We start from the raw sequence: 22,317 nt of genomic DNA, 5'->3' as shown, positions 1-22,317 counted from the left end.
GCAACCTCAGTAGTGCGTCCGCGAGGAGTCGTCGCCCGTCCGCCGCCAGACAAACGCGCCACTGACGATGCCGACCGCGATCAGCAGCACCCACCAGTACCAGCAGACGATGAACGAACCGAAGTTCAGCCCGAGCAGTTCACAGTCGTCACCGGAGTTCTCGGTCTGTGGCGGTGACTCCGCGGCTCGGATTTCGGTCGTGGCCGACGCCTCGTCGGACCCGGTCGTAGCCGTGAGCGTGACTTGACCGTCGCCCGTCTCGGGCTGATATCGCAGTGTCACAGTCTCAGTTCCGCCGGCGTCCAGCGTCACCGTGGCCGTGGTGACGGTCTCGCCGCCGACAGTCAACTCGACAGTCCCCTCGCCGGTCCCGCCGGTATTCTGGATCTCCGCGTCGACAGAGAACTCCTCGCCCGCTTCGACCGACTCGGGGGCGGACAGCCGCTGGATCTCGAGGACGGGATCGGTCGCCGTCGGCACGGTCACGGCGAACTGCGAGAAGCCGGGTAGATCCGTCCGGTAGCGGTAGTGGCCGTCGGTCTCTCCGACGGGCGTCGTCGAGTCGCTCATATCGACCCACTGTTCGGTACTCTCGTTCCAGCGGTACAGCGTCGGAGCATCCGGACCGGCACCGTCGGGCAGTTCGGACTTGCTGACGCGGAACTGCATCCCGGGGTCAGTGTACGTCGAGTCGGGATCGCCCTCTACGTGTTCGATCTCGATGTACTCCGCGACCGCTTTGCCCGGATCCTCGAAGGTCGGCCCGTGCGGACGCTGTGAGTGATTGATGTTCAGCTCGAAGCCACCCGCTCGCTGGAGCTCGTAATCGAGTTTGTCGACGCCGGCGCGGCGCGCGCTGACCGACGGCGTCGACGTATTGACGACGAACTCGCTTCCCTCGTCGGCGTTCTCACCGTCGACGTTGATCGTCACCGGCTCCGTCGAGCGCGTCTCGAAGTCGGTCGGCTCCGTCTCGCTCTCGGTCGAGCCCCCGTCGACGGCGTCGACCTCCTGAACCACGATGTACGTTCGCGTGTTCGAGAGCCAGACGTTTATCAGCGGCTGGTTGGCCGCGGTGCTTTTGATCTGGAGTTGTCCCTCCTTGACCCCGGTGCTCTGTGGCTCGAACGCGACGGTGATCGTCCGGTTCTCTCCGGGTGCGAGGCTGTACTCGGCGTCGCCGCCGACAATCTCGAAGGCGTCCGGATTCTCACCCACGATCTCCGTTCTCGTGACGGACAGCGGCGCTCTGGAACTGGCCTTGTTCGTCACGACCAACTCCAGTAGCTTTCGCTCGCCGACGGAGACGTTCCCGAAGTCCAGCGTCCGGCGGTCGAGGCTGATCTTCGGCGCGACCCCAGTTCCGGAGACGCCCGCCGTCGCGGGACCGCCCGTGGCGTTGCTCCGGACTCGCAGGCTGTCCTCGTACTCGCCTGCTTCCGCAGGCGAGAAGGCGATATCGACGGTCGCCCGCTCACCGGCACTGATCGTTTCCGGAGCGTCGACCACCTCGAAGGCCGTCCCGTTGGTAGCTATCTCGTCGATTCCGAGCGGCTCGGTCCCGTAGTTTGCGAGTTCGAGAGTTCGCTGCCTACGCTGGTCCACGCCGACTGTGCCGAACTGCACCGCCGACTGCACGACCGAGAGTTTCGGCCCCGCCCCGGTCCCTGCGAGGCTGAGACTCGCCCGCGTCTCTCCGCCTGCGACCGTCAGGGTGGCGCTCGCCTCGCCGGGTGCGGTCGGCGTGAACTCGACGGTGACCGTTCCCCGCTCGCCCGGTGCGATCCGTTCCGGTCCGCCGGTCGCGGTGAACTGTTCGCCGGTCGCTGTGACTTCCTCGGTAGCGACCGGTTCGGTGCCGTCGTTGCGGACGGCGACCGTGGTCTCGGCGGTCTCACCGACGGGGACGGAACCGAATCCGGCACTACCCGTTTCGGGGGTGAGTGTGCCTTCGATCCCCGTGGCCGTCAGCGGGAGCGAGCCGACCTCCCCGAGTTCGAGAGTCGCGGACCGCTCGCCGGGCGTCTCGGGCTCGAACGTCACCGGAAGGAGCCGGCGCTCGCCGGGGTTGACGCGGACCTCCTCCGCCGCGGTGAACGGACCGCTCCCGGGACCGGCGACGGACACGTTCTCGGCGACGAACGGCTCGGTTCCGTTGTTCGTGAGCGTCACTGTCTCGGTCCGTTCGGAACCGGTCGAAACCGCTCCGAACTCGAGCCCGCTGTCGGAGACCGTCACGTCCGCTCCCTCGACGGAGACCTGCGCGCTCGTCGTCGTCGACCCACCGCTGGCGTCGACGACGGTCAGTTCGACGGTGTACTCGCCGGTCGCGTTGTAGCTGTGGGCCGGGCGGACGAGATCCGGCCCCGATGCGGTCCTCCCGTCACCGAAGACCCACTCGTAGCGGTCGATCCCGACGTTGTCGGTCGCGTTCGACGCGTCGAAGACCGCTCCGGTGCCGAACTCGACCGTCTCGGGGGCGGTCAATCGGGCGACGGGATCGGTCTCGTCCTCGACGGTCACCGAGACCGTCGCTGTGTCCGTCTTCCCGCCCGCGGCGACGACGAGAGTCACGTTCCGTTCTCCCGGCGTCGGCCACGAGACGGTCGTCGTTTCGCCGGTTCCGATCACGTCGCCGTCGACCCGCCACTCGTAGGTCGCCGAGTCGGTCGATACCGTCGATTCCGTCGCCCGGAGACCGACCGACGCGTTCACGCTGACGACGTAGCTGTCAGCGGTCGCGACCGCCGCCACCTCGTCGTCGAAGCGCACAGTCGCCGACTGCCCGGACGCGCCGTCCGTTCCCTCGGCGTCTCGGGCCGTTTCGAGCGTGGCCTCGTAGGTGCCCGCCGCCGTCACCGTCGTCGTCGCGGTGTACGTGTAGCCCTCGCCGCTGGCCTGTTCGTCGGACGCCTCCGTCGCCAGCGTCGTCTCCGACGGCCCGGAGACCGTAACGTCGAGTTCTTCCAGCGGCCGGTCGCTCTCGACTGTGAGAGTGAGTTCGCCCGACTCGGAACCGTTCATCTCGAACGCCGAAATCTCCGGTGCCGGCGACTCGACGGCGACCGTGGCCGTCGTCTGATCGTCCGGCGTCCGGATCGCGAGCGTTGCCGTTCCGACACCCTCCGTGTTCGTCGCCCACCTCACCGAGACCGTCTCGGTACTGCCGCCGGCGAGGGTTACGGACTGGCTGTCGACGACCGCACCCTCGTCGTCGAGTAACTCGATAGCCTTCGTCGCCTGCTGGTCGCCCGTGTTTTCGACCGTGACAGTCGCCTGGACGGACTCGCCCGCGGTCACCTCCCGGCTGATCGAGTCCACGGTCACCCCGAAGAAGGCCCCCTCGGGCGCTTCCGCGACGCTGACTGTCGTCGACGCCGACTCGTTGGCCGTGCTGACCGTCACTGACTCGCCGTCGAGAGACGCCTCTGCGGTGAACGAGAGCGTGACTGTCCGGCTCTCGCCACCTCCGACCGTCACCGTCTCGCTGTCCCGCACAGCGCCCGCGATTTCGGCCTCGACTGTCTGGGCTAACTCGGCGTCGCCCGTGTTCGTGACGGGGGCATCGACGCTGATGGTTCCGCCCTCTGTGGCGCTCAACGTGCTACTCCCTTCGTCGATGTCGACGGTCAGGGCACCGACATCTGGCTCGACGTCGTTCGAGAATCCGTCCGTCTCGTCGGTGCTGATCGAGAACGTCTCCGTCCCGATGCCGTCGGCGTTGCGGAGGTTACCGCTGGCTCCGTCGTACTGCACGGAGACGTTCTCACCGGCGGAGACGGTCGTATCCGACAGCGTGACCACGACCGTCGTCTCGTTCGCGCCGGGATCGACGGCCTCGATGTCCCGTTCGATCCCCTCGATCGCGGCGGCGAATCCGTCGGCCCCCGCCGTGACCGAGACCGACTTGTCGAAGGTCACCTCGATCTTGTCGGGACTCTGATCGGTGATCGCCCCCTCGACGAACGCCGCCGGATCGAGCGGGTCCATCCCCGTGGCGGTCCCCTCCCCGGCGGTCCGGGCGTTGCCCGCCACGTCTGCAATCCCGCCGTTGCCGCTCTGGACGGAGACTGTCACTGTCTCCGTCTCGACCGCCTCCGCGAGCGTGAGCGTGAGCGTCTGCTCGCCGGTCGAGCCGTCTGTCACGTTCGTCGCGTCGATACTGTCGATTGTGCCGTTGTCGGCGCTGAAATCCGCCTGTTCGATCGTTCCGGCGTCGATGCCGCTTCCGTTCTCGGCGAGAGTCACCGAGAGGGTCGTGAAGTTGACCTTGCTGACATCGACGAGTGTCGGTCCGGCCCCGTCCATCTCCGTTGCGGTCACCGCTCCGGTGTCGACGCTGTTCCCGCCGAGATCAGCGATTGTCCCGGCCAGTGAGACCGTGACCGTCTCCGCATCGACGGGCGCTTCCAACTCGACAGTCGCGTTCGCGTCTGTCCCGTTCTCCGCGACCGAGACGGAACTGATCGACCCGTTGTCCGTCGAGAGGTCTGCCGCGGTGACGGTGGACTCGTCTATGTCTACGCCGTCGGACGACGACAGGTCGAGCGTCGTCGCGTCGACTCGTGAAACGCTGGCGAGTTCCGGCGCGGTGTTGTCGATCTGGAGGCTCTCGCCCCCGGTGGAACTCCCGTCACCGCTTCCGCTGGTTCCGACCCCACCGAGTGGAACCCCGGTCGAGTCGGTGATGCTGTCGTCGTCGAGCAGTTCCAGACTCAGTTCCCCGTCGCCGCTAACGTTACCGACGGTCACCGTGACGGCCGTCCCGGTGCTGGTGTTGACCTCCGCGACCGATCCGGACACGCCGCCGCTGTTCTGTGTCGCGGCGAAATCCCCGGCGTCGACTCCGGAGACTGATTGGCTGAACGTCACCTCGAAGGCGACGGAACTGGCGTTCGTCGGGCTCTCGGTCTCGCGGCTGATCGTGGCGACTTCCGGGGCGTCCCGGACGGTCACTCCGACGGTTCCGGTCGTCTGTGAGTATCCGGTCGATCCCCCGTTCGGGACGGTATCGGCGGTCGTCGTTCCCGCCGATCCGCCGTACCGGTCCCAGGCGCGAATCGTCACGTTTCCGGCGATTGCTCCCGACACGTCGGCGTCCGGCACCAACCGGATCAGGTCGTCTCCAGCCAGCAACAGCGCGCTCTCGCCGTCCGGGGCGGCGTCACTGACCGCGGTCCAGGTCGACCCGCCGTCCGTCGAGTACTCCCACTGACCGCCAGTGTCGTCGACACCGACGACTGCCACGCCGAGGGCGTCCCCTTCCGGATCGCTCGCCGTTCCGGCTGAGTCGAGGACTGTCGAGACTGTCGTGCCGTTGGGGTCGGTCGCATCCTCGTCGACGGGCGCCAGTGAGCGCTCGTCGTCGCTCATCGTGGGCGCGTCCTGAATCGACACCGCGACCGAGTCCTTCGCTGTCGACGGGTTCGGATCGATGTGGCCCGTCTCGGCCGTCGCTTCGACCCGGTGGTCAAGCGTTCCCCTCGCCGCGCTGTCGACGGTCCCCCGGAGCGTGATCGATTTCGTTGCGCCGCTCGGAACCGATACCGTCGCGTTCTCCGACCCGAGTACCTCGAAACTGCCGTCGTCGTCGGTGTCCCAGTCGACCTGCTCGAATCCGGACGGTCCGACTGACACCGTCGGCGAGAGGGTCACGTTGCCGGCGTTCGGACCGCCGTTGGTCACCTCGAAGTCGTAGGAGACCGTCTCGCCGGCCTTGTACGGTCCGTCAGCGGGCGAACTCGTCGTCTCGACGGTGGCGTTCGTCGGCGTCCCGACCGATAGCTCGTCGACCGCGTGGACGTTCGTCGCGGTGCTCGTCGTCCCCGAGAGCGCGAGCGAGACGCGGTCCGGAACCGGCGCTCCGACCGTCGATTCGGCGTAGCTGGTGTTCAGGACCGTCTCCCAGCTACTGCCGCCGTCGAAGCTCATCTCGACACGCAGACCAACGTCCGTCGACCCGCCGACCGTGGGATCGAGCGTGAGTCGGACTCGGCGCCAGCCGCCGTCGATATCGCCGGAGAGTTCGCTCGCCGCGGTGGTGTCGAGGAACGGATAGCCTTCGTCGCCGCTGCCGTCACAGGCTCTGTCGGTCGGCGCCTCGTCGCCGGCACCGCGGACGGTCACACCTGGCTGTGCGCTCGATGTCCCGCCGACGACACAGCTATCCTCGGCGGTAAACGCCCCGGACTCGTCGAAGCCGACGCCGACGAACCCGCCGGGGACTCCGGCCGTGCTGTCGCTACCGGTGTATCCGAGACCGTCGCCGCCGGCGCCGGCCCCGAACCGGTCCGTGTCGACGTTCGAGGCATTCAACAACATCACCGACAGCCCGTCGCCGCCGTCGCCGCCGTCGCTGTAGTACCGGAACTCGGTCGTGAGCCCGTTATCCGTCGGCAGCGAGCGCTCGTACAGCGCGGTCCCCTGCTGGTCGCCGCTCGCCTCGGTCAACCGGGCCGCCGGTTCGCTCTCGCCACCGACTTCGACTCCGGAACTCGCCCGCCTGTCGAGCAGCCAGCCCGCCGGATCAGAGCCGTCGAACGCCGCGTCGACCGGGAACGTCACGCCCGCGGGGTCGGTCACCTCGTCGACCGGTCCGGCGGCGCGAGCGTTGCCGCTGTCGTCCTCGACGAGGACGTACACGTCGTAGGCGGTGTACTCGCTCAGGCCTGCGGCCCGGAGGCTGGTGGTGGTTCCGCCGGTGACCCCGCCTCTCCCGCTCTTGCGGGCGGGCGCGCCCGAGGCGTTGTTGCCGTTCTCGATCTGACTCGCCGACGGGGCCGGGGAGCCGTCTCCGACGACGACGTAGTGGCCCGTGCCGTTCTCGTCTGTCGTGAACTCGATGTCGAATCCGTCGGCGCCGACGTTGGCCGTGGACGGTCCGCTACCGAACGAGGACGCGGTCGTATCTGCCGTCGACTGATCGACCTTTGCGGACTTGTTGGCGTTGCCGCTGGCGTCTTCAGCAACGACGTACACGTCGTAGGCGGTGTCCTCGCTCAGCCCCGAGGCAGAGACGGTCTGCTTGGTGTCTGCGCTGATGCTCGCGCTACCGCTGTCCGATGCGGCGTTTCCGTCCCCGTCCTGTCCGGCTTTCACGTCGCTGACGGACGGTTCGCTCGCGCCGTCGGGGAGGACGACGTAGTAGCCGGTTCCACTTTCGTTCGCGGTGAAGTTGATATCGAAGCCGTTGGTCCCGACGTTCCCTGTCGACGGGCCGCTCATGTAGCCCGGCGCGGTGATGTCGGTCGTCGACTGATCGAGTCGAGCCGATTTATTGGCGTTGCCGCTCGTGTCCTCCGCGAGGACGAACGCGTCGTATGCGGTGTCCTCGCTCAGCCCGGACGCCGTGAGCGTCTCTCCCGTGCCCGCAGTGAGTGACTTGTTACCGTCGTCCGCGGCGGTGTTCCCGTCGCCGTCCTGACCGTTTTTGATATCTGTGGGGGTCGGTTCGGTCGCGCCGTCGGGGAGGACGACGTAGTAGCCCGTGCCGTTTTCGTCGACGGTCAGATCGATGTCGAAGCCACTGCCGCCGGCGTTGCCCGTCGACGGGCCGGTGGTGTAGTTCGGTGCGGTCGTATCCGCCGTCGACTGATCGACTCTCGTGGATTTGTTCGCGTTACCGTTCGTGTCCTCGGCGACGACGTACACGTCGTATGCGGTGTCTTCGCTCAGCCCCGAGGCAGAGAAGCTCTCTGTCGTCCCCGCAGCGATGCTGGCATTGCCGCTGTCCGCCGCGGTGGTACCGCTGCCGTCCTGCCCGTTTTTCACGTCGCTGACAGACGGCTCGGCCGCACCGTCGGGAAGGACGACGTAGTAGCCCGTGCCGTTTTCGTCGGCGGTGAGAGTGATATCGAAGCCGTTCGTGCTGACGTTCTCTGTCGATGGGCCGCTCGTGTACGCGGGACTCCGACGGTCCGACAGTGAGAGTGGTCCAGTCGACTCGGTGTCGGTCATCGCGTTGCCGGCGTTGTCGTAGATCGAACTCCCGTCGGCGGGCTGGATTTCGACAGTTTCGTCGCCGGAGGCGGGGGCGTCGCTCACGCTGATCTGCAGGCGAAGCGTCTTCTCGCCCCCGGACGGACTCTGCCCGCTCGTGTTGGTCACGCTGTCGATGCTCACGCCGGTCGCGGAACCACCGTTCCGGGCGAACGTCGCGGTGAAGTCGCTGGCGGTCAGCCCGCCAGTTCCGTCGCTGTTCGCGTAGACCCCTTCGCTGAAACTCACCTCGACGTAGCCGTTGTCCGCCGGCACCGAGCCGTCGGAGATCGCCGGACTCGTCGAATCGAGCCCCTCGAACCGCTGTGTGACCGTCGTCTCTCCCGACGCGAGACCGCCGAGACTGGCGTCCGCGTCGTACGTGTTGCCGTTGATCGAGAGGATGTCGTACGGCGCGTCGAGTTCCTGGTCTGTCTCGATGTAGTAAATCTCCGTCGAGGAGTCTTTGACGAAGAGCAGTTCTGCCTGCGAGTCGTTGACGACGTCCGCCGTCCCGACGGTCGTCTTGTACGCCGGGCCGTCGTCGGCCAACTGCAGGTCGTTCGGTCCGTCGGGGTCGAGCACCTGCGGATTCTTCGAGCCGTCGATGATCGGCACCCGAACCTCTCCGTCGCCGTTGAAATCCCGCGGCTCGCCGACACCGGTGTTCTTGTTCGATCCCGGCGTCGTATCGAGGGTGAGTTTCTTGATATCGTCCGGAACGCTGTAGTTGATGTACTTGATCGCACTGCTGTCGTCGTACCAGATCACGTCACGAATCCCGTCCCCAGTGGCGTCGACGACGCCCAGATACGCCTTCGGTTTCGCGTCGGTGCTGTCGCTGTCACTGACGATTACCTCCGTCGGAGTGGTGTCGTTGTCCACCCGCCCGACCCCGTTGTTCGGCGTGACGTAGAACAGATCCGGGTGGCTGTCCTGATCGAAGTTCCCGATCGCAAGCTTGCTTTTCTTGTCGTAGGTATCCTGAACGAGCGTCGTCACGTTCCCGGTTTCGACGTCGACGATCCGCAGTGCGGCCCGTTCGTCCCGTCCTGTTTCGTGTACGGGACTTCGAGCGTTCCGTCGCCGTCGTAGTCCACCGACGGTCCGATTGACTTGATGTAGTGACTGTTCGAGGTGTCGTGGCTGACTCCAGTGTAGACTTTCGTCCCTTCGCTGTCGACGATTGTGAGGTTGCCCGACGATTCCTGCACGTACACGAGCGTCGGATCGGTAACGTTGTTCGACGCTGCGGCGCCGTCCGTCGGCGCCCCGACCAGAACCAGTCCGAGCGCGAACAGCGCGAGAAGAACCAACTGGCGTCTGCTGTGCGCCACACCGTCGCGTTCCGTCGCTGTGCCGTCACCGTATGTCTGTTTCTCGTCTGTCCGACCATCTGCTACTCCCGCCCCCATTTCCCTGCCACTATCGAAGTTCGTATAATGACGGTTCGGGCTCGGTTTTCAGATCAAATAACACGCCGGAACGTGTTCGGAAAGAATTACGTCCTGACTGGCCGTTCCGGGTCGAATTCCGAAGAGTACCGATACTGCTCGAACGCTGGCCGACAGAAGTATGCTCCGGCTGGGATTCGAACCCAGGTCATCGCCTCGAGAGGGCAATATGATTGGCCGGACTACACCACCGGAGCGCCGGCAGTCACACGTACTGGGAGTATCCGTTTAACCATTGCGTTTTCGCCCGACCGCTCGCCGGGATCACTCCTCCTCGTCGAACGGCGAACCGGCGGCCTCTGGCTCCTCGCCGGCGAGGCTGATGATGTTCTCGCGGCCGACCCGTAGCTTGCTGATCTCTCCCTCGTCTTCCATCTCCGAGAGCAGCATGCTCACCTTCGATTTCGACCAGTCGGTCTCCTCGACGATCGTCACCTGCCGCATCCGGCCGCCGTTCTCTTCGAGCAGTTTGAGCACCCTGTCCTCGTCGGAGAGCAGTTGATCGGCGTCGAGATCCGCCTGACTGTCGGCCGCTGGCTGTGGCTCTGCCGCCGACTCTGTCGCTCCTTCGTCGTCGCTGTCGGCGGTTCCGGACATCGTGTACCAGACCGCGGTCCCGCCGACGCCGAGCAAGACGAGCAAGGCCAGGATAATCGGAACCGTCATCCCCGAGCCACTGTTCGCGTCGTCGGTCGGGGTCGCGGAGCCGTCGCCGCTCTGGCCGTCGGCACCGTCCGGCGAGACGTCCGGCGGCGAGAGCCGCACGTCGATGGCTCCCGACTCGAACTCCCTGTATCCGTTCCACTCGACGTACGACCCGGGGTTCGACGCGTTGCCGCTCTCGACGCGATCCGGTGTCGGTGACACGCTGTCGAAACTGACGTTCTCACCGCTGACGATCCGGAACTGCTGGTTTTCCAGGATCACGAACCCGCCGTCGAAGACATCCGAGACGACGACCTGTTGGCCGCGCTGTTCCGCGAAGCCGGTCCACCGGAACGACATCCTGATCACGCCGTCACCCATCACCGCGGGATTCGGCGAGGTCAGATACAGCGCCTCGCGCTGGAACTCCGTCGCGTTCATCTGTCGCCCCGTGAGTCGGGTGCCGTCCTCGGTGAGCCGATTCGCCCGCGTCTTGAAGTTCGTGAACGTCTCCGTCTCCGTCGTGTTGAACTGCTCGGCGAACTGCTCGAAGTTCTCTCGCTCCTGTTCGGTCGTGATCCGCTGGCGGTACTCGACGGTCCACCGCGCGTCCCCGTTCTCGAAGACCGTCGCCTGGAACCGAGTCTCGTTCGCCTCCTCGACCTGTGAGAGTTCCAGCGCCGACCTCGACGGCGTCCGCTCGCTCGCGGGATCCGGCTTTACCGGGGCGCCGAAAATCGCGATACCGGCTCCTCCCACCAGAACGATCGCAACCGCAATGCCGACGAGCACTCGGCGATCCATCTATGTTCAAACACCGGTAGGCAGGGTAAAAACACTACGCCTGCGAACGCAACCCATCAGACAACTATCACGAACAGTCGCGACAGCTCCCGGCGAGCACCTCGACGGGGTGTGGCGGGAGGTCGCTCTGTCGCTCGAACGGATCCTCGGCGTCGCGTCGGTGGCCGAGTTGGCTCCGGCAGGACGCCCCGGGCGTGACGACCACTTCGCCGTCGCTTTGCTCGATCTGGTCGTCGAGAATATCGGCGATGGACTGGCTCATCGAGTAGTGTTCGGCCTCGTAGCCGAAGCTACCGGCCATCCCGCAACAACCGGAATCGAGCGCGTCGACGGCGTAGCCCGCCCTGCGAAGAACGGCCGCGGCGTGGCGGTCCTTGTTGCTCGCCTTCTGGTGGCAGTGCCCGTGATACACCAACTGCTCCGTCCGAGCCTCGAAATCGAGCCGTTCGTCGAGGCGGAACCGGTCGAGATACTCACAGAAGCCGTACGTGTTCGCCGCGACACGCTCGGCATCCTCGCCGCTCAGGAGGTCGAGATAGTCGGACTGGAGCATGACCGCATCGGACGGCTCCGGGACGACGATGTCCCAACCGGTCGCGGCCTTCGGTGCCAGCGTGTCCACGTTCGTCCGTGCCCGTTCGCGCGCCGTGTCGAGAAATCCCTTCGAGTGAGCGGCCCGCCCGCTCGCGGTGACCGAGTCCGCGACGCGGACGTGGACGCCGGCGGCTTCGAGCAACTGAACTGCCGCCTGTCCGACCTCCGGGTGGCTGTAGTTCGTGTACGTGTCGGGAAAGAGCAACACCTTCCGCGCGCTCTGCTCGGCGGACACCTGGGGTTCGCGGTCGTCGGCCCAGTCGACCAGCGTCTCCCGACGGAACGTCGGTAGCTCTCGCTCGCGTGCGATGCCGAACAGTCTCTCCGTGACGAGTCCGCTCCCCGGCAGGCGCTGCAGGAGGGACGGAAGCGGCGCGAGCGTGCTCCCGATTGCGCTGATCCGGTCGACGTTCGCGAACAGTCGATCACGGAGGGCCGGCCCGGACTCCTCGTGGTGCTGATGCTGCAGTTCCGCCTTGAGTTTGGCCATGTCGACCTCGCTCGGACAGTCCCGCGCACAGCCCTTGCAGCCGATACAGAGATCCATCACTTCCCGGCGGAACTCCTCGTCGGTCTCCTCCAGCGCGAGATCACCGCTGATCGCCTGTCTGAGCGCGTTCGCGCGGCCGCGCGTGCTGGTCGATTCCTCGTCGCTCGCGCGGTAGGTCGGGCACATCACGCCGCCGGTCGTCTCCTGCGGTCCGCGACAGCCGCCACAGCCGTGACAGAGTTCGACCATCCCCTGCATCCCGTTGTCGTTGTCCCACTCCATCGTCGGCTCGAAGTCGATGTCGGCGTCGTACTCCGGCGAGAACCGGAGGTTATCGGTCATCGAGACGGCGACTGCCCGGCCGGGAACCTCGTCGGGCAACTGCTCGTCTGGCGCGTAGCCACAGACCTGTCCGGGATTGAGAATCCAGTCGGGATCGAACGCCGTCTTCAACCCGCGGAACAGCTCCCAGACCTCCTGGCCGTAGAGCTTCTGGTTGAACTTCGTCCGCGCGCGGCCGTCGCCGTGTTCGCCGGAGACGCTGCCGCCGTACTCGACGGCCAGGTCCGTGACCGCCTCCGAGATGCCCGACATCTGCTCGATGCCGGACTCCTCTTTCGTGTTGACCAGCGGCCGGACGTGCAGACAGCCCGGGCCGGCGTGCCCGTAGAAACTCGCGAACGTGTCGTACTCTTCGAGCACCTCCTGGAAGTCCGCGACGAACTCCGGTAGCGACTCCGGAGGGACCGCAACGTCCTCGATGAAACTCGCGTGTTTGGCGTCGCTCGTCCGCGAGAGGAGGATCGGCAGCCCGCTCTTGCGGAGTTTCCAGAACCGCGCCCGCTCGTCGGCGTCGTAGGCCTCGCTGGCCGAGCGGGCGTACCTCGGCGCGTCGCCCGCTCCCTGGTCGGAACCGTCCCCGTCCGGGAGGCGGTCGGCCAGAAGCGCCTGTACTTTCTCCCTGCCCTCCTCCGGCGAGTCCGCGTAGAACTCGACGAGCAACACCGCAGCGGTCCCCTCCGGCACCATCTCCGCCACCAGGTCGCCGAACTCCTCGGTCTCCCGGGCCAGGTCGAGCAACACGTCGTCGAGCACCTCGACCGCGGCGGGGTCGTGCTCGACGATGGGCGCAACGTCGGCCATCGCGTCCCCGACGGTCTCGTACCTGAGCAGAGCGACCGCCTTCTCGGGCGGAATCGGTTCGAGCGAGACCGTCGCTTCGGTCACGATTGCGAGCGTTCCCTCGCTGCCCGCGAGCAGTCTCGCGAGGTTCACCTCTCCCGACTCGGCCTCCGCGATCAGTCGGTCGAGGTTGTACCCCGAGACGTTGCGCTTGAGTTCCGGATACGACCGCTCGACGAGTTCCCGTCGGTCGAGAATCGAGCAGACGGCGCGATAGATCCGCCGTTCGGCCTCGGAGAGGTCCAGTTCGCCGGCGGCACCCGCTTCGAGTTCCTCGACGGACACCGTGGCGAACTCGGTGACCGTCCCGTCTGCGAGGACTGCCTCGCAGCGCTCGATGTACGCGTCGGTTTTCCCGTACTGAAGCGAGTGCGAGCCCGTCGAGTTGTTCCCGATCGCACCGCCGAGGGCGCTTTTCTCTCCCCACGCCGGGTCGGGCGCGAACTTCAGCCCCGCCGGCTCCGCGGCGGCGTTCAGGTCACCGAGGGTGACCCCCGGCTGCGCCCGCGCTTTCCGCTCGTCCGGATCGATCGCCCGAATCTCGTCCATGTACCGCGTGAAATCGAGCACGACCGCCTCGTTGACCGACTGGCCAGCCAGGCTCGTCCCGCCGCCGCGAGGGAGCACTCCCGTCTCCCGGGCGTTGCAGTACTCGACGACGGCTTTCACGTCGGCCGTCGATGTCGGATAGACGACGCCGATCGGCGTCACCTCGTACGCGCTGGCGTCGGTCGCGTAGAGCTGTCGAGAGAGGTCGTCGAAGCGTACGTCACCGTCGATCCGCTCCTGTAACTCTGCTGCCGGTGCCGGCCGTTCGACCGGGCCGCCGGTGTAGTCGTAGTCGGCCCGCTCGTCCGCGGCCGGACCCGGCCGACTCGCTGGGTCCTGATCGGTCGACTGGTTCCACGGAGTCCGGCCTGTGTCGCCCCGACGTGACATGCTCCCGGCTACGTCTGGGGACGGATTAAACCACCGGCTTTCTCCGTCTCCCGGCCGGGTCCGCTCGACGGTCGTCGGCCCTCCTGCGGGTAGTTCTGTCGACCGGCCCGGTCGAAAAATAGCTTCCTTTCGCGGAACACGCTCGGCGGGCACGTCCGGGGTTTCCCCGTCACCGGCCGAGGGGGACCGACCGCGCCAACCTGTACCGCGCTGTGGCAGACGTTCAGGGTGCGAGTCGGTTCTTCCGGTTTTTCATGTGCTCCTCGTAGTACTCGAAGGTGATCGGACACCACTCGGCGGCAACGTCGAGCACCTGTTCGGTCAGTTCCCTGATCTCCCACTGGGCGTCAGCCGCCGCGCGCATGTCCGCGACGTGCATCAGCATCCGGGCGTTCATCGACATCACCATGTTCACCTTCGTCCCGATGGGCAGCACGAACCGGGCGTCCTCGGGCGGGAGGCCGAGATCCAGCAGTTCCTGGTAGGACTCGAAGGCCGTCTCGATGGTGTCCCGGAACAGTTCCTCGCGCTCGGCGGCGGTCTCCTCGTCCACGTCTGCCGTCTTCTGGTTGCGCCCGACCCAGTCCGGATCAGTCACCGACGGCGGCACGACGACCATCTCCCCCTCCCGCACCTCGGCGGGGTCGACCTCGTCGAAGGAGACGTACCGCATCGACTGGATGTCGAAGGAGACGTGGCGGTGTCGGGTGATCTGTGCCATGCAGGATCGGCTGATCCCCTTGACCGCAATCGTGGCGTGAGGGTGCTCGAACGGGCCGAAGTGGCCGTGGTCGAGCAGGCGGTGGATGAGCGTCTCTTTGCGGTCCTCGAGCGTCTCCCCCTCGATGTCGCTCATCACGTCCTCGAAGGCGGTCTCGCCGACAAAGTCCTCCATGTAGTCGTTGCGCGCCGCCTGACAGATCAGCCGCTCGGGCCGGTCGGTCGCTTCGAGCAGTTCCACTTCCATACTCACTCGGGTGGACGCCACGAGTATAACAGTTCTCTCTGCGTCGCGGGCACCGTTTCGACGGCCCCCGGCCGCGGGAAGCGATCCCCCCCACTCCGGACGCGTGGGCCGCTCTCGCACGCGGATGTCCCATCGAAAGCACTTTTAGGCCTGCTGAGCCAGTTGTGTGTACAGCCTGTGCGGGGTTGATGACGCTTCCAGCTCGAATAGGATCTGCCGCCGCGTGGCGGAACGTGGGTCGAGCCCACGAGAGCGGGGAAGTGTGAGCCCACGCACGGGAGGTGACCAAATCATGCCAGTATATGCTGACTTTGACGTCCCTGCGGATCTCGAGGACGACGCACTCGAAGCCCTCGAAGTAGCGCGGGACACAGGAACGGTAAAGAAGGGAACGAACGAGACAACCAAGACAGTCGAGCGCGGCAACGCCGAGCTCATCTACGTCGCCGAGGACGTGCAGCCGGAAGAGATCGTGATGCATCTCCCGGAGATCGCCGACGAGAAAAACGTCCCGTACGTCTTCGTCGGCGCACAGGACGACCTCGGACGCTCCGCCGGCCTCGAAGTCGGCAGCGCCGCCGCGGCCATCGTCGACGCCGGCGACGCCACGAGCGATGTCGAGGACATCGTCGAGAAAGTCGAGGAGCTCCGCTGAGGTGACTGCATATGAGCGCAGAGGAATCCGAAGACAGCGGCGGATCGACGCCCGCGGAAGTGATCGAGCTCGTGGGCCGGACCGGGATGCACGGCGAGGCCATGCAGGTCAAGTGCCGCATCCGTGAAGGCTCGAACAAGGGTCGGATCATCACCCGAAACGTGCTCGGTCCGGTCCGGGAGGGCGACGTGCTCCAGTTGCGCGAGACAGCCCGCGAAGCCGACCAGATCGGAGGACAATAATGGTCCAGAAACGCACCTGCGACTACACCGGCGAGGAGATCGAGCCCGGAACCGGGAAGATGTTCGTCAAGAAAGACGGCACGATCCTCTGGTTCAAAGACTCCAAGGCCCAGAAGAACTACATGATGGGCCGGGAGTCCCGGGATCTCGAATGGATCGGCTACGAAGAAGCGGAAGCCGAGCAGTCAGCCGACGAAGAGGAGGCCGAGGAGGACGACTCCGAAGCGGCCGAGGAGACCGAGACCGACGAGGCGGCTTCCGAAGAAGAGGAGGCCGAGGACGCCAGCGAGGACGACGAGGGGGCCGAGGAGGCCGAAACCGACGACTCTGAGGCAGAGGAGTCCGAGGAGGCCGAGCAGGAGGAAGCCGAAGCATGAGCGAGACCGAGCGCACCTTCGTGATGGTCAAGCCCGACGGCGTCCAGCGCGGACTCATCGGGAAGATCATCTCCCGGTTCGAGGAGCGCGGACTGAAACTCGTCGGCGCGAAGTTCATCCAGATCGATCAGGATCTGGCCGAAGACCACTACGGCGAACACGAGGACAAACCCTTCTTCGACGACCTCGTCGAGTTCATCACCGCCGATCCGGTGATGGCGATGGTCTGGGAAGGGCAGGACGCGACCCGACAGGTCCGCAGTATGGTCGGGGAGACCGACCCCGCCGAGTCCCCGCCCGGATCGATCCGCGGCGACTTCGGACTCGACCTCGGACGCAACGTCATCCACGCCTCGGATCACGAGGATCCGGGCGCGAACGAGCGCGAAATCGATCTCTTCTTCGACGAGGACGAACTCGTCGAGTGGGAGCGAGTCGACGAGACCTGGCTGTACGAGTAGCGGCCGCCGACCCACCGCTTTTTACTTGCCGACGGCGTAGCCGTAGGCATGGCATTAGATCTCGACGCCGAGCAGCTGGATCGGTACTCTCGGCACATCATCATGGACGACGTGGGACCGGAGGGACAGGCGGCGCTTCTGGACAGTTCGGTGCTGGTCGTCGGCGCGGGGGGGCTCGGTGCGCCGGTGTTGCAGTATCTCGCCGCCGCCGGCGTCGGCCACATCGGCATCGCCGACGACGACGTGGTTGAACTGAGCAACCTCCAGCGGCAGGTCATCCACGGCAACGACGACGTGGGCCGGCCGAAAGTCGACAGCGCCGAGGAGTTCATCGCCGCGCTCAACCCCGATGTCGATGTCGACACCTACGAGACGCGTGTCACTCAGGACAACGCCGAATCACTGATCGAGGGCTACGACGTGATCGTCGACGCCTCGGATAACTTCCCGACGCGGTTTCTGCTCAACGACGCCTGCATGCTCGCTGATAAGCCGCTGAGCCACGGCGCGGTCTACAAGTTCGAGGGCCAGGCGACGACACTGACCGGCGGCCCGTGTTACCGGTGTCTGTTCCCCGAAGCGCCGCCGGAGGGGACGATCCCGAACTGCGCCGAGGCGGGCGTGCTCGGCGTGCTTCCGGGCACTATCGGTGCGATCCAGGCCACCGAGGTCATCAAACTCATCCTCGACGAGGGCGACACCCTGGAAGGACGGTTGCTCGCCTACGACGCCGGCGGCATGAGCTTCGATTTCGTCCCGATTGCACCGAATCCGGAGTGTCCGGTCTGTGGCGACCAGCCACACATCGACTCCGTGACCGAGGGCGAGTACGCCGGCGCGTGCACACTCGGAGACTGAACACGGCGGTTTACAGCCGGTCGATCCGAGCGAGCCACGCCTGTGGATCGTCGAACTCGGCGTCGGTCGGGAGCATCTCCGGGGACTCCCAGACCCGGCCCGCGGTCTCGATGTCGCGGGCCTGCACGACGCTGTCGAAGAACTTCTTGCCGCGCTCGTACTGCCGGCGTTTGACGCTCAGCCCGAGGAGTCGCCGGATCAGTTGCTCGATCGGGCTGCGGCCCTGCCGGCGCTGGTCGAGTTTCCGCCGGAGGTCGGCGTACTCGTCGTCGAAGGCCTCGTCCATGATCAACTCCGCGTACCCTTCGACGGCGGTCATCGTCGTATCCAGTTCCCCCAGGCTCTCCCGGTCGATCGACCCCGTCGAGAGGGTCTCGACGGCCTCCATCATCGTCGATTCGAGGTGGTCCGGAAGCCACGGGGCGGCCCCGAACTCCGCGGCGTGAGTGATCTCGTGGAAGGCGATCCAGCGGCGGAACCGGTCGTACTCCGCGTCGAGCATCTCCGCGACTCGCCGGATGTTCGGCCGGACGAAATACAGCGCGTGTGCCTCAGAGTCGGCGAGCAACAGGGGATCGTACTGGCCGAGGACGTGATTGGAGAGAAACGACAGCGCGAACGCCATCGAACCGGTGTTGATGACCCGAGCGAACCCGGGCATCACCTCCGCCTGCTGCTCGATTGGGTCCATCACGCGCTCGAAGGTGCCGACGTTTGCATCCAGCCAGTGGTGTCGGTTCATCACCTCGACCCGGTCGGGGAGGTCGAACTCCAGCGCCGTCACCTCGCGGACGCGGTCGCGGGCATCGGCCACGTCCTCCGCGTAGCCCCGTTGCTCGGCGGCGTCCATCTCGATGTCACCCGGGTCCGTGGAGGCGCGGGCAGCGTCTGTGACCGCCCCCCAGTCGACCGGTCCGTCGCCGGACGCCCCGGTGACGGCCCGGACGCTTCGATAAATGCTCATGCCTGTCACGAACGGTGTCAGCAATATAGGCCTTTATCCTACTCGGCTGTGACCGACGGCGTCCCCTCCTCGGCTTCGACTGCCACCTCGGGGTCGTCGTCCTCGCCGGTGAGATACTTCACCGCGGCTGTCGCGACGATCAGAAAGACGAGCACGCCGAGCAGGGCGAGTCCCTTGTTTCCGCCGGAGTCGTCCTCGGTGGCTGTCGCGGCGTCCTCGTCCTCGCCCGCGTCGTCTGTGCCGGTGGTAGCGCTCCCACTGAACGGGAGGTTGGCGTCGAACGATCCGTCCTCGACGTTGAGTTCGATGAGTGTGATTTCGACCATACCGTTCAGTTCGGTCACCTCACATTTACCCGTTGTGACTACACCAACCGTTAGGGGGCCGACCCGACAACGACACGTATGGAGTCGACACAGCGGGAGTTTCTGGACGCACTGCTCGAAACCGCGAGTCCGTCGGGCTTCGAGTCGGCGGCACAGCGAGTCTGGATCGACTACGTCGAGGAGTACGCCGACGACGTGCGAACCGACGAATACGGCAACGCAGTCGCCGTACTGGAGGGCGGCGACCAGTCCGTCGCGCTGACCGGCCACGGCGACGAAATCGGGTTCATGGTCCGGGACATCACCGACAGCGGCTACGTCCAGTTGACGCCGATCGGTGGCTCGGATAAGACGGTCACCCGTGGCCAACACGTCCGGATCCACACGGCTGACGGCCCGGTCCCGGGCGTGATCGGCCAGACGGCGATCCATCTCCGCGACCGGGACAGCGAGGAGACTGCCGACATCAGCGAACAGCACGTCGATATCGGGGCGGCCGACGCCGAGGAGGCCGAGGAACTCGTCGAACGCGGCGACCCGATCACTTTCGAGCAACGAGTCTCCGAACTGGCGAACGGACGGATCGCCGGCCGGGGTTTGGACAACCGCGTCGGGATATGGGCCGCCGCGGAGGGCTTTCGCCGGGCGGCGGAATCCGACCCGGAGGCGACTGTCTACGCCGTGAGCACAGTTCAGGAGGAACTCGGTCTCCGCGGCGCGCAGATGGTCGGCTTCGATCTCGACCCCGACGCCGTCGTCGCCACCGACGTGACCCACGCGACGGACGAACCGGGAGCGCCCGGCAAGGAGTCAAGCGGCGTCGAACTCGGAGGCGGCCCCTCGGTCGCCCGCGGGAGCGCGAACCACCCGAACGTCGTCGAGGCCGTCCGCGAGGTGGCCGCCGAGGCCGACATCGAGATCCAACTCGAAGCGACCGGTACCCGAACCGGGACGGACGCGGACGCCTTCTACACGGCCCGGGGCGGGACACCCTCGCTGAACGTCGGGATCCCGAACCGGTACATGCACACGCCGACGGAGATGCTCGAACTGGCCGACCTGGACGCGACCGCGGAACTGCTCGGCCAGTTCGCCGCCAGGGCCGAGGCGTACCGATTCAGCGTCGACTTCTGAGGGGAGTCGGGAGTATCGATTCCTTCGGAGGAACAAACGCGTTCTGTCGGGCCGCGTGACAGAGCCAATCCGACAACAGTTTTAGGCCGGACGCACTTGCTAACGGCAATGGGATCGTGTATCATCTGCGGTTCATCTGTCGATGGACGCGTCTGTGAGCTTCACGAAGAGGATGTCGTCTTCGAGTTCCGGGGGACGGAACCGGACGAGCTGACACCGAATCGGTACTACCGCGGTACGGTCGACGGCTACGCCGAGTTCGGTATCTTCGTCGACATCGGTGACAGCGTCACCGGACTGTTGCACAAAAGCGAACTCGACCAGCGACTCGACAGCATGGACTTCGATCCGGGCGATACGATTTTCGTCCAGGTACAGAACGTCAGAGACAACGGCAACGTCGACCTCGGCTGGTCGATCCGCCAGGAGAAATCCCGGTTCCGCGGGGCGCTCGTCGACGACCCCGACGCGGGCCAGGAGTTGCTCGACGAGGAAGAGAGCGCGGACGAGCAGGAGCAGGAGACGGGGAGCGACTCCGAGCCGGACATCGGCGAGCCGGAACCGGTCTCGCAGTCCCAGGAGGGGTCCGAGCCCGAGACGGAAGCGAAGGCGGAGGACGACTCCGAGCCGGAGGCGGAGGAGGACTCCGAGGAGCCGACCGCGGAGTTCGAGCAGGCGACCGTCGATCACCTCGACGAACTCGTCGGCGAGCGCGTTCGCCTCGAAGGCGAAATCGAGACCGCGCGCCAGACGAGCGGTCCGACGGTCTTCGAGCTTCGTGACGAGACGGGCACCGTCGAGTGTGCGGCCTTCGAGGAGGCGGGCGTCCGAGCCTACCCCGAGGTCGACGAGGGAGACATCGTCCGCATCGAGGGCGAGGTCGAACGGCGGCGCGGCGACATTCAGGTCGAGACCGAGGCGCTGGTGATCCTGACCGACGAGGAGCGCGATGCAGTCACCGAGCGGATGGAGGAAGCGGTCGTCCAGCGCGCTCGCCCCGCCGAGTTCGAGCCGTTGACCGACGACCCCGCGGTCGAGGCCGTCGCGGAGCCGATTCGCGACGCCGCGACGGCGATCCGACGGGCCGTCATCGAGGGGCGGCCGATCGTCGTCCGACACGCCGGCACCGCCGACGGCTACGCGGCCAGTTCCGCCATCGAGCGGGCGACGCTGCCGCTGATCCGCGAGGAACACGGCGCCGGCGAGGCGGAATATCACTACTTCGACCGACGGCCGCTGGAAGGGTCGGTCTACGACATGAACGACGCGACGAAAGACATCACGACGATGCTCCAGAATCGCGACCGACACGGCGAGACCCTGCCGCTGTTCGTCTTCGTCGGCGCGGGCGGGTCGGCGGAGTCCATCGACGGCTTCGACCTGCTCGACACCTACGACGCACGACGGGTCGTCGTCGACGAGCGGACAATCGAGGAGGGCGTCGCGGAGGCCGTCGACATCCTCGTCAGCCCGACGCTGGAAGGCGATTACGAGACGACCGCGACGGTGCTCGGCGCGACCGTCGGCGCACACGTCAATCCCGACGTGCGGACGGAACTGGGCCACCTGCCGGCCGTGAGCTTCTGGGAGGACGCGCCCGACCAGTACACGGCGCTGGCCGCCGAGACCGGTTACAGCGCCGACGATACCCGAAAACTCCGGGAAGCGGTCGCCCTGGAGGCGTTCTACCAGTCCTACGAGGACAAACGCGAACTGATCTCGGATCTGCTCTTTGCCGACGAGGCGGAGGACCCGGTCGGACTGGCCGAGCACATCAGCGAGCAGTTCCGGACGCGGCTGGAGTCCGAAATCGAGACGGCCGAGGCCAATCTGGAGGAGCGGACCGTCGACGGCGAGACGATTCTCGTCCTGGACACGGACTCGTACACCCACCAGTACGAGTTCCCGCCGGAGCCGTTGCTGCTCGACGAACTGTTCCGCCGGCACCGCGACGACGCCGGCGCGCTGATCGGCGTCGCGACCGACGAGGCGTACATCCGGAGCCAGTCGGGCGTCGATATCCGCGGCGTGGCCGAACGCGCCGGCGAGAACGCGCCCGGTGCGGCGCTCGACGTCCGCGGTGCCCGTGACGGCCGTATCGAGTTCCTCTCCGGCAAGCGCGACGCCGCCCGGGAGGCGCTGATCGAGGCGCTGGCCGAGGAACTCTCCGCGCTGCAGGCGGCCTGATCGACTCTCGGGACGAACTCGTCTCTTCTCCGTTTCGCTGCGGCCGGCATAGTAAGCGCTT

Annotated in this window: 14 protein-coding genes and 1 tRNA gene; 7 read left to right on the top strand and 8 right to left on the bottom strand. The window is 66.3% G+C overall.

The genetic code is table 11. The features are described from left to right. Window positions 1-6: 6 nt before the first annotated feature. The 6 genes from GRX03_RS17040 to thyX form a co-directional block, all read right to left on the bottom strand. Complete coding sequence (locus GRX03_RS17040) at window positions 7-8,979, bottom strand: choice-of-anchor D domain-containing protein (protein WP_159763556.1); 8,973 nt, start codon at window positions 8,977-8,979, stop codon at window positions 7-9. Next, window positions 8,976-9,314, bottom strand: a complete 339-nt coding sequence (locus GRX03_RS07390; RefSeq protein WP_159763555.1) for a hypothetical protein — start codon at window positions 9,312-9,314, stop codon at window positions 8,976-8,978. Before GRX03_RS07390 ends, GRX03_RS17040 begins: the two co-directional genes overlap by 4 nt. A gap of 239 nt (window positions 9,315-9,553) precedes the next feature. After that, window positions 9,554-9,628 (bottom strand) — tRNA-Glu (locus GRX03_RS07385). Between the two features lie 67 nt (window positions 9,629-9,695). Beyond that, window positions 9,696-10,880 carry a helix-turn-helix transcriptional regulator gene (locus GRX03_RS07380; RefSeq protein ID WP_159763554.1) on the bottom strand — a complete coding sequence of 395 codons (1,185 nt, stop codon included), beginning with the start codon at window positions 10,878-10,880 and terminating at the stop codon, window positions 9,696-9,698. Window positions 10,881-10,947: 67 nt separating this feature from the next. Continuing rightward, window positions 10,948-14,085 carry an FAD-binding and (Fe-S)-binding domain-containing protein gene (locus GRX03_RS07375; RefSeq protein WP_159763553.1) on the bottom strand — a complete coding sequence of 1,046 codons (3,138 nt, stop codon included), beginning with the start codon at window positions 14,083-14,085 and terminating at the stop codon, window positions 10,948-10,950. 223 nt (window positions 14,086-14,308) lie between these two features. Further along, entirely contained in the window at window positions 14,309-15,052 is a 744-nt protein-coding gene (gene thyX / locus GRX03_RS07370; protein ID WP_159763552.1) for an FAD-dependent thymidylate synthase, read from the bottom strand. Window positions 15,053-15,344: 292 nt separating this feature from the next. On the opposite strand from thyX, the gene rpl7ae reads away from it, so the two are divergent. From rpl7ae to ubaA, 5 genes are read left to right on the top strand one after another with little or no spacing between them, the layout of a single operon-like run. Then, complete coding sequence (gene rpl7ae, locus GRX03_RS07365) at window positions 15,345-15,707, top strand: 50S ribosomal protein L7Ae (protein ID WP_159763551.1); 363 nt, start codon at window positions 15,345-15,347, stop codon at window positions 15,705-15,707. Between the two features lie 11 nt (window positions 15,708-15,718). Then, window positions 15,719-15,949: a 30S ribosomal protein S28e gene (locus tag GRX03_RS07360; RefSeq protein WP_159763550.1), complete on the top strand. Its 231-nt coding sequence runs from the start codon at window positions 15,719-15,721 to the stop codon at window positions 15,947-15,949. Continuing rightward, window positions 15,949-16,326 carry a 50S ribosomal protein L24e gene (locus GRX03_RS07355; protein ID WP_159763549.1) on the top strand — a complete coding sequence of 126 codons (378 nt, stop codon included), beginning with the start codon at window positions 15,949-15,951 and terminating at the stop codon, window positions 16,324-16,326. Before GRX03_RS07360 ends, GRX03_RS07355 begins: the two co-directional genes overlap by 1 nt. Beyond that, the gene (gene ndk / locus GRX03_RS07350) at window positions 16,323-16,787 is read left to right on the top strand and encodes a nucleoside-diphosphate kinase (protein WP_159763548.1); all 465 of its coding nucleotides are present in this window, start codon (window positions 16,323-16,325) and stop codon (window positions 16,785-16,787) included. Before GRX03_RS07355 ends, ndk begins: the two co-directional genes overlap by 4 nt. Window positions 16,788-16,835: 48 nt before the next feature. Continuing rightward, on the top strand, window positions 16,836-17,645 hold the full coding sequence (gene ubaA, locus GRX03_RS07345) for an SAMP-activating enzyme E1 (protein ID WP_159763547.1): 810 nt from the start codon (window positions 16,836-16,838) through the stop codon (window positions 17,643-17,645). Between the two features lie 10 nt (window positions 17,646-17,655). On the opposite strand, the gene GRX03_RS07340 is transcribed toward ubaA, so the two are convergent. Both GRX03_RS07340 and GRX03_RS07335 read right to left on the bottom strand, forming a co-directional pair. After that, the gene (locus tag GRX03_RS07340) at window positions 17,656-18,609 is read right to left on the bottom strand and encodes a zinc-dependent metalloprotease (RefSeq protein WP_159763546.1); all 954 of its coding nucleotides are present in this window, start codon (window positions 18,607-18,609) and stop codon (window positions 17,656-17,658) included. Window positions 18,610-18,647: 38 nt separating this feature from the next. Next, window positions 18,648-18,935, bottom strand: a complete 288-nt coding sequence (locus GRX03_RS07335; RefSeq protein WP_159763545.1) for a hypothetical protein — start codon at window positions 18,933-18,935, stop codon at window positions 18,648-18,650. A gap of 78 nt (window positions 18,936-19,013) precedes the next feature. On the opposite strand from GRX03_RS07335, the gene GRX03_RS07330 reads away from it, so the two are divergent. Together GRX03_RS07330 and GRX03_RS07325 are read left to right on the top strand one after the other, a co-directional pair. Then, window positions 19,014-20,069 (top strand): M20/M25/M40 family metallo-hydrolase, encoded by a 1,056-nt coding sequence (locus GRX03_RS07330; RefSeq protein WP_159763544.1) that lies wholly within the window; start codon window positions 19,014-19,016, stop codon window positions 20,067-20,069. A 108-nt stretch (window positions 20,070-20,177) separates the two neighbouring features. Further along, window positions 20,178-22,256 (top strand): DHH family phosphoesterase, encoded by a 2,079-nt coding sequence (locus tag GRX03_RS07325; protein WP_159763543.1) that lies wholly within the window; start codon window positions 20,178-20,180, stop codon window positions 22,254-22,256. The last annotated feature ends 61 nt before the right edge of the window (window positions 22,257-22,317 follow it).

It is taken from the genome of Halovenus carboxidivorans (assembly GCF_009831575.1).
GTDB classification, from domain to species: Archaea; Halobacteriota; Halobacteria; order Halobacteriales; family Haloarculaceae; genus Halovenus; species Halovenus carboxidivorans.
Note: the sequence above shows the minus strand (reverse complement) of the source record. Positions and strands in the feature narration are given on the sequence as shown.

Coding starts and splice junctions, on each gene's coding strand:
- GRX03_RS07380 (WP_159763554.1), bottom strand. CDS start 10,880: ATGGATCGCCGAGTGCTCGTCGGCATTGCGGTTGCGATCGTTCTGGTG.
- GRX03_RS07375 (WP_159763553.1), bottom strand. CDS start 14,085: ATGTCACGTCGGGGCGACACAGGCCGGACTCCGTGGAACCAGTCGACC.
- thyX (WP_159763552.1), bottom strand. CDS start 15,052: ATGGAAGTGGAACTGCTCGAAGCGACCGACCGGCCCGAGCGGCTGATC.
- rpl7ae (WP_159763551.1), top strand. CDS start 15,345: ATGCCAGTATATGCTGACTTTGACGTCCCTGCGGATCTCGAGGACGAC.
- GRX03_RS07360 (WP_159763550.1), top strand. CDS start 15,719: ATGAGCGCAGAGGAATCCGAAGACAGCGGCGGATCGACGCCCGCGGAA.
- GRX03_RS07355 (WP_159763549.1), top strand. CDS start 15,949: ATGGTCCAGAAACGCACCTGCGACTACACCGGCGAGGAGATCGAGCCC.
- ndk (WP_159763548.1), top strand. CDS start 16,323: ATGAGCGAGACCGAGCGCACCTTCGTGATGGTCAAGCCCGACGGCGTC.
- ubaA (WP_159763547.1), top strand. CDS start 16,836: ATGGCATTAGATCTCGACGCCGAGCAGCTGGATCGGTACTCTCGGCAC.
- GRX03_RS07340 (WP_159763546.1), bottom strand. CDS start 18,609: ATGAGCATTTATCGAAGCGTCCGGGCCGTCACCGGGGCGTCCGGCGAC.
- GRX03_RS07335 (WP_159763545.1), bottom strand. CDS start 18,935: ATGGTCGAAATCACACTCATCGAACTCAACGTCGAGGACGGATCGTTC.
- GRX03_RS07330 (WP_159763544.1), top strand. CDS start 19,014: ATGGAGTCGACACAGCGGGAGTTTCTGGACGCACTGCTCGAAACCGCG.
- GRX03_RS07325 (WP_159763543.1), top strand. CDS start 20,178: ATGGGATCGTGTATCATCTGCGGTTCATCTGTCGATGGACGCGTCTGT.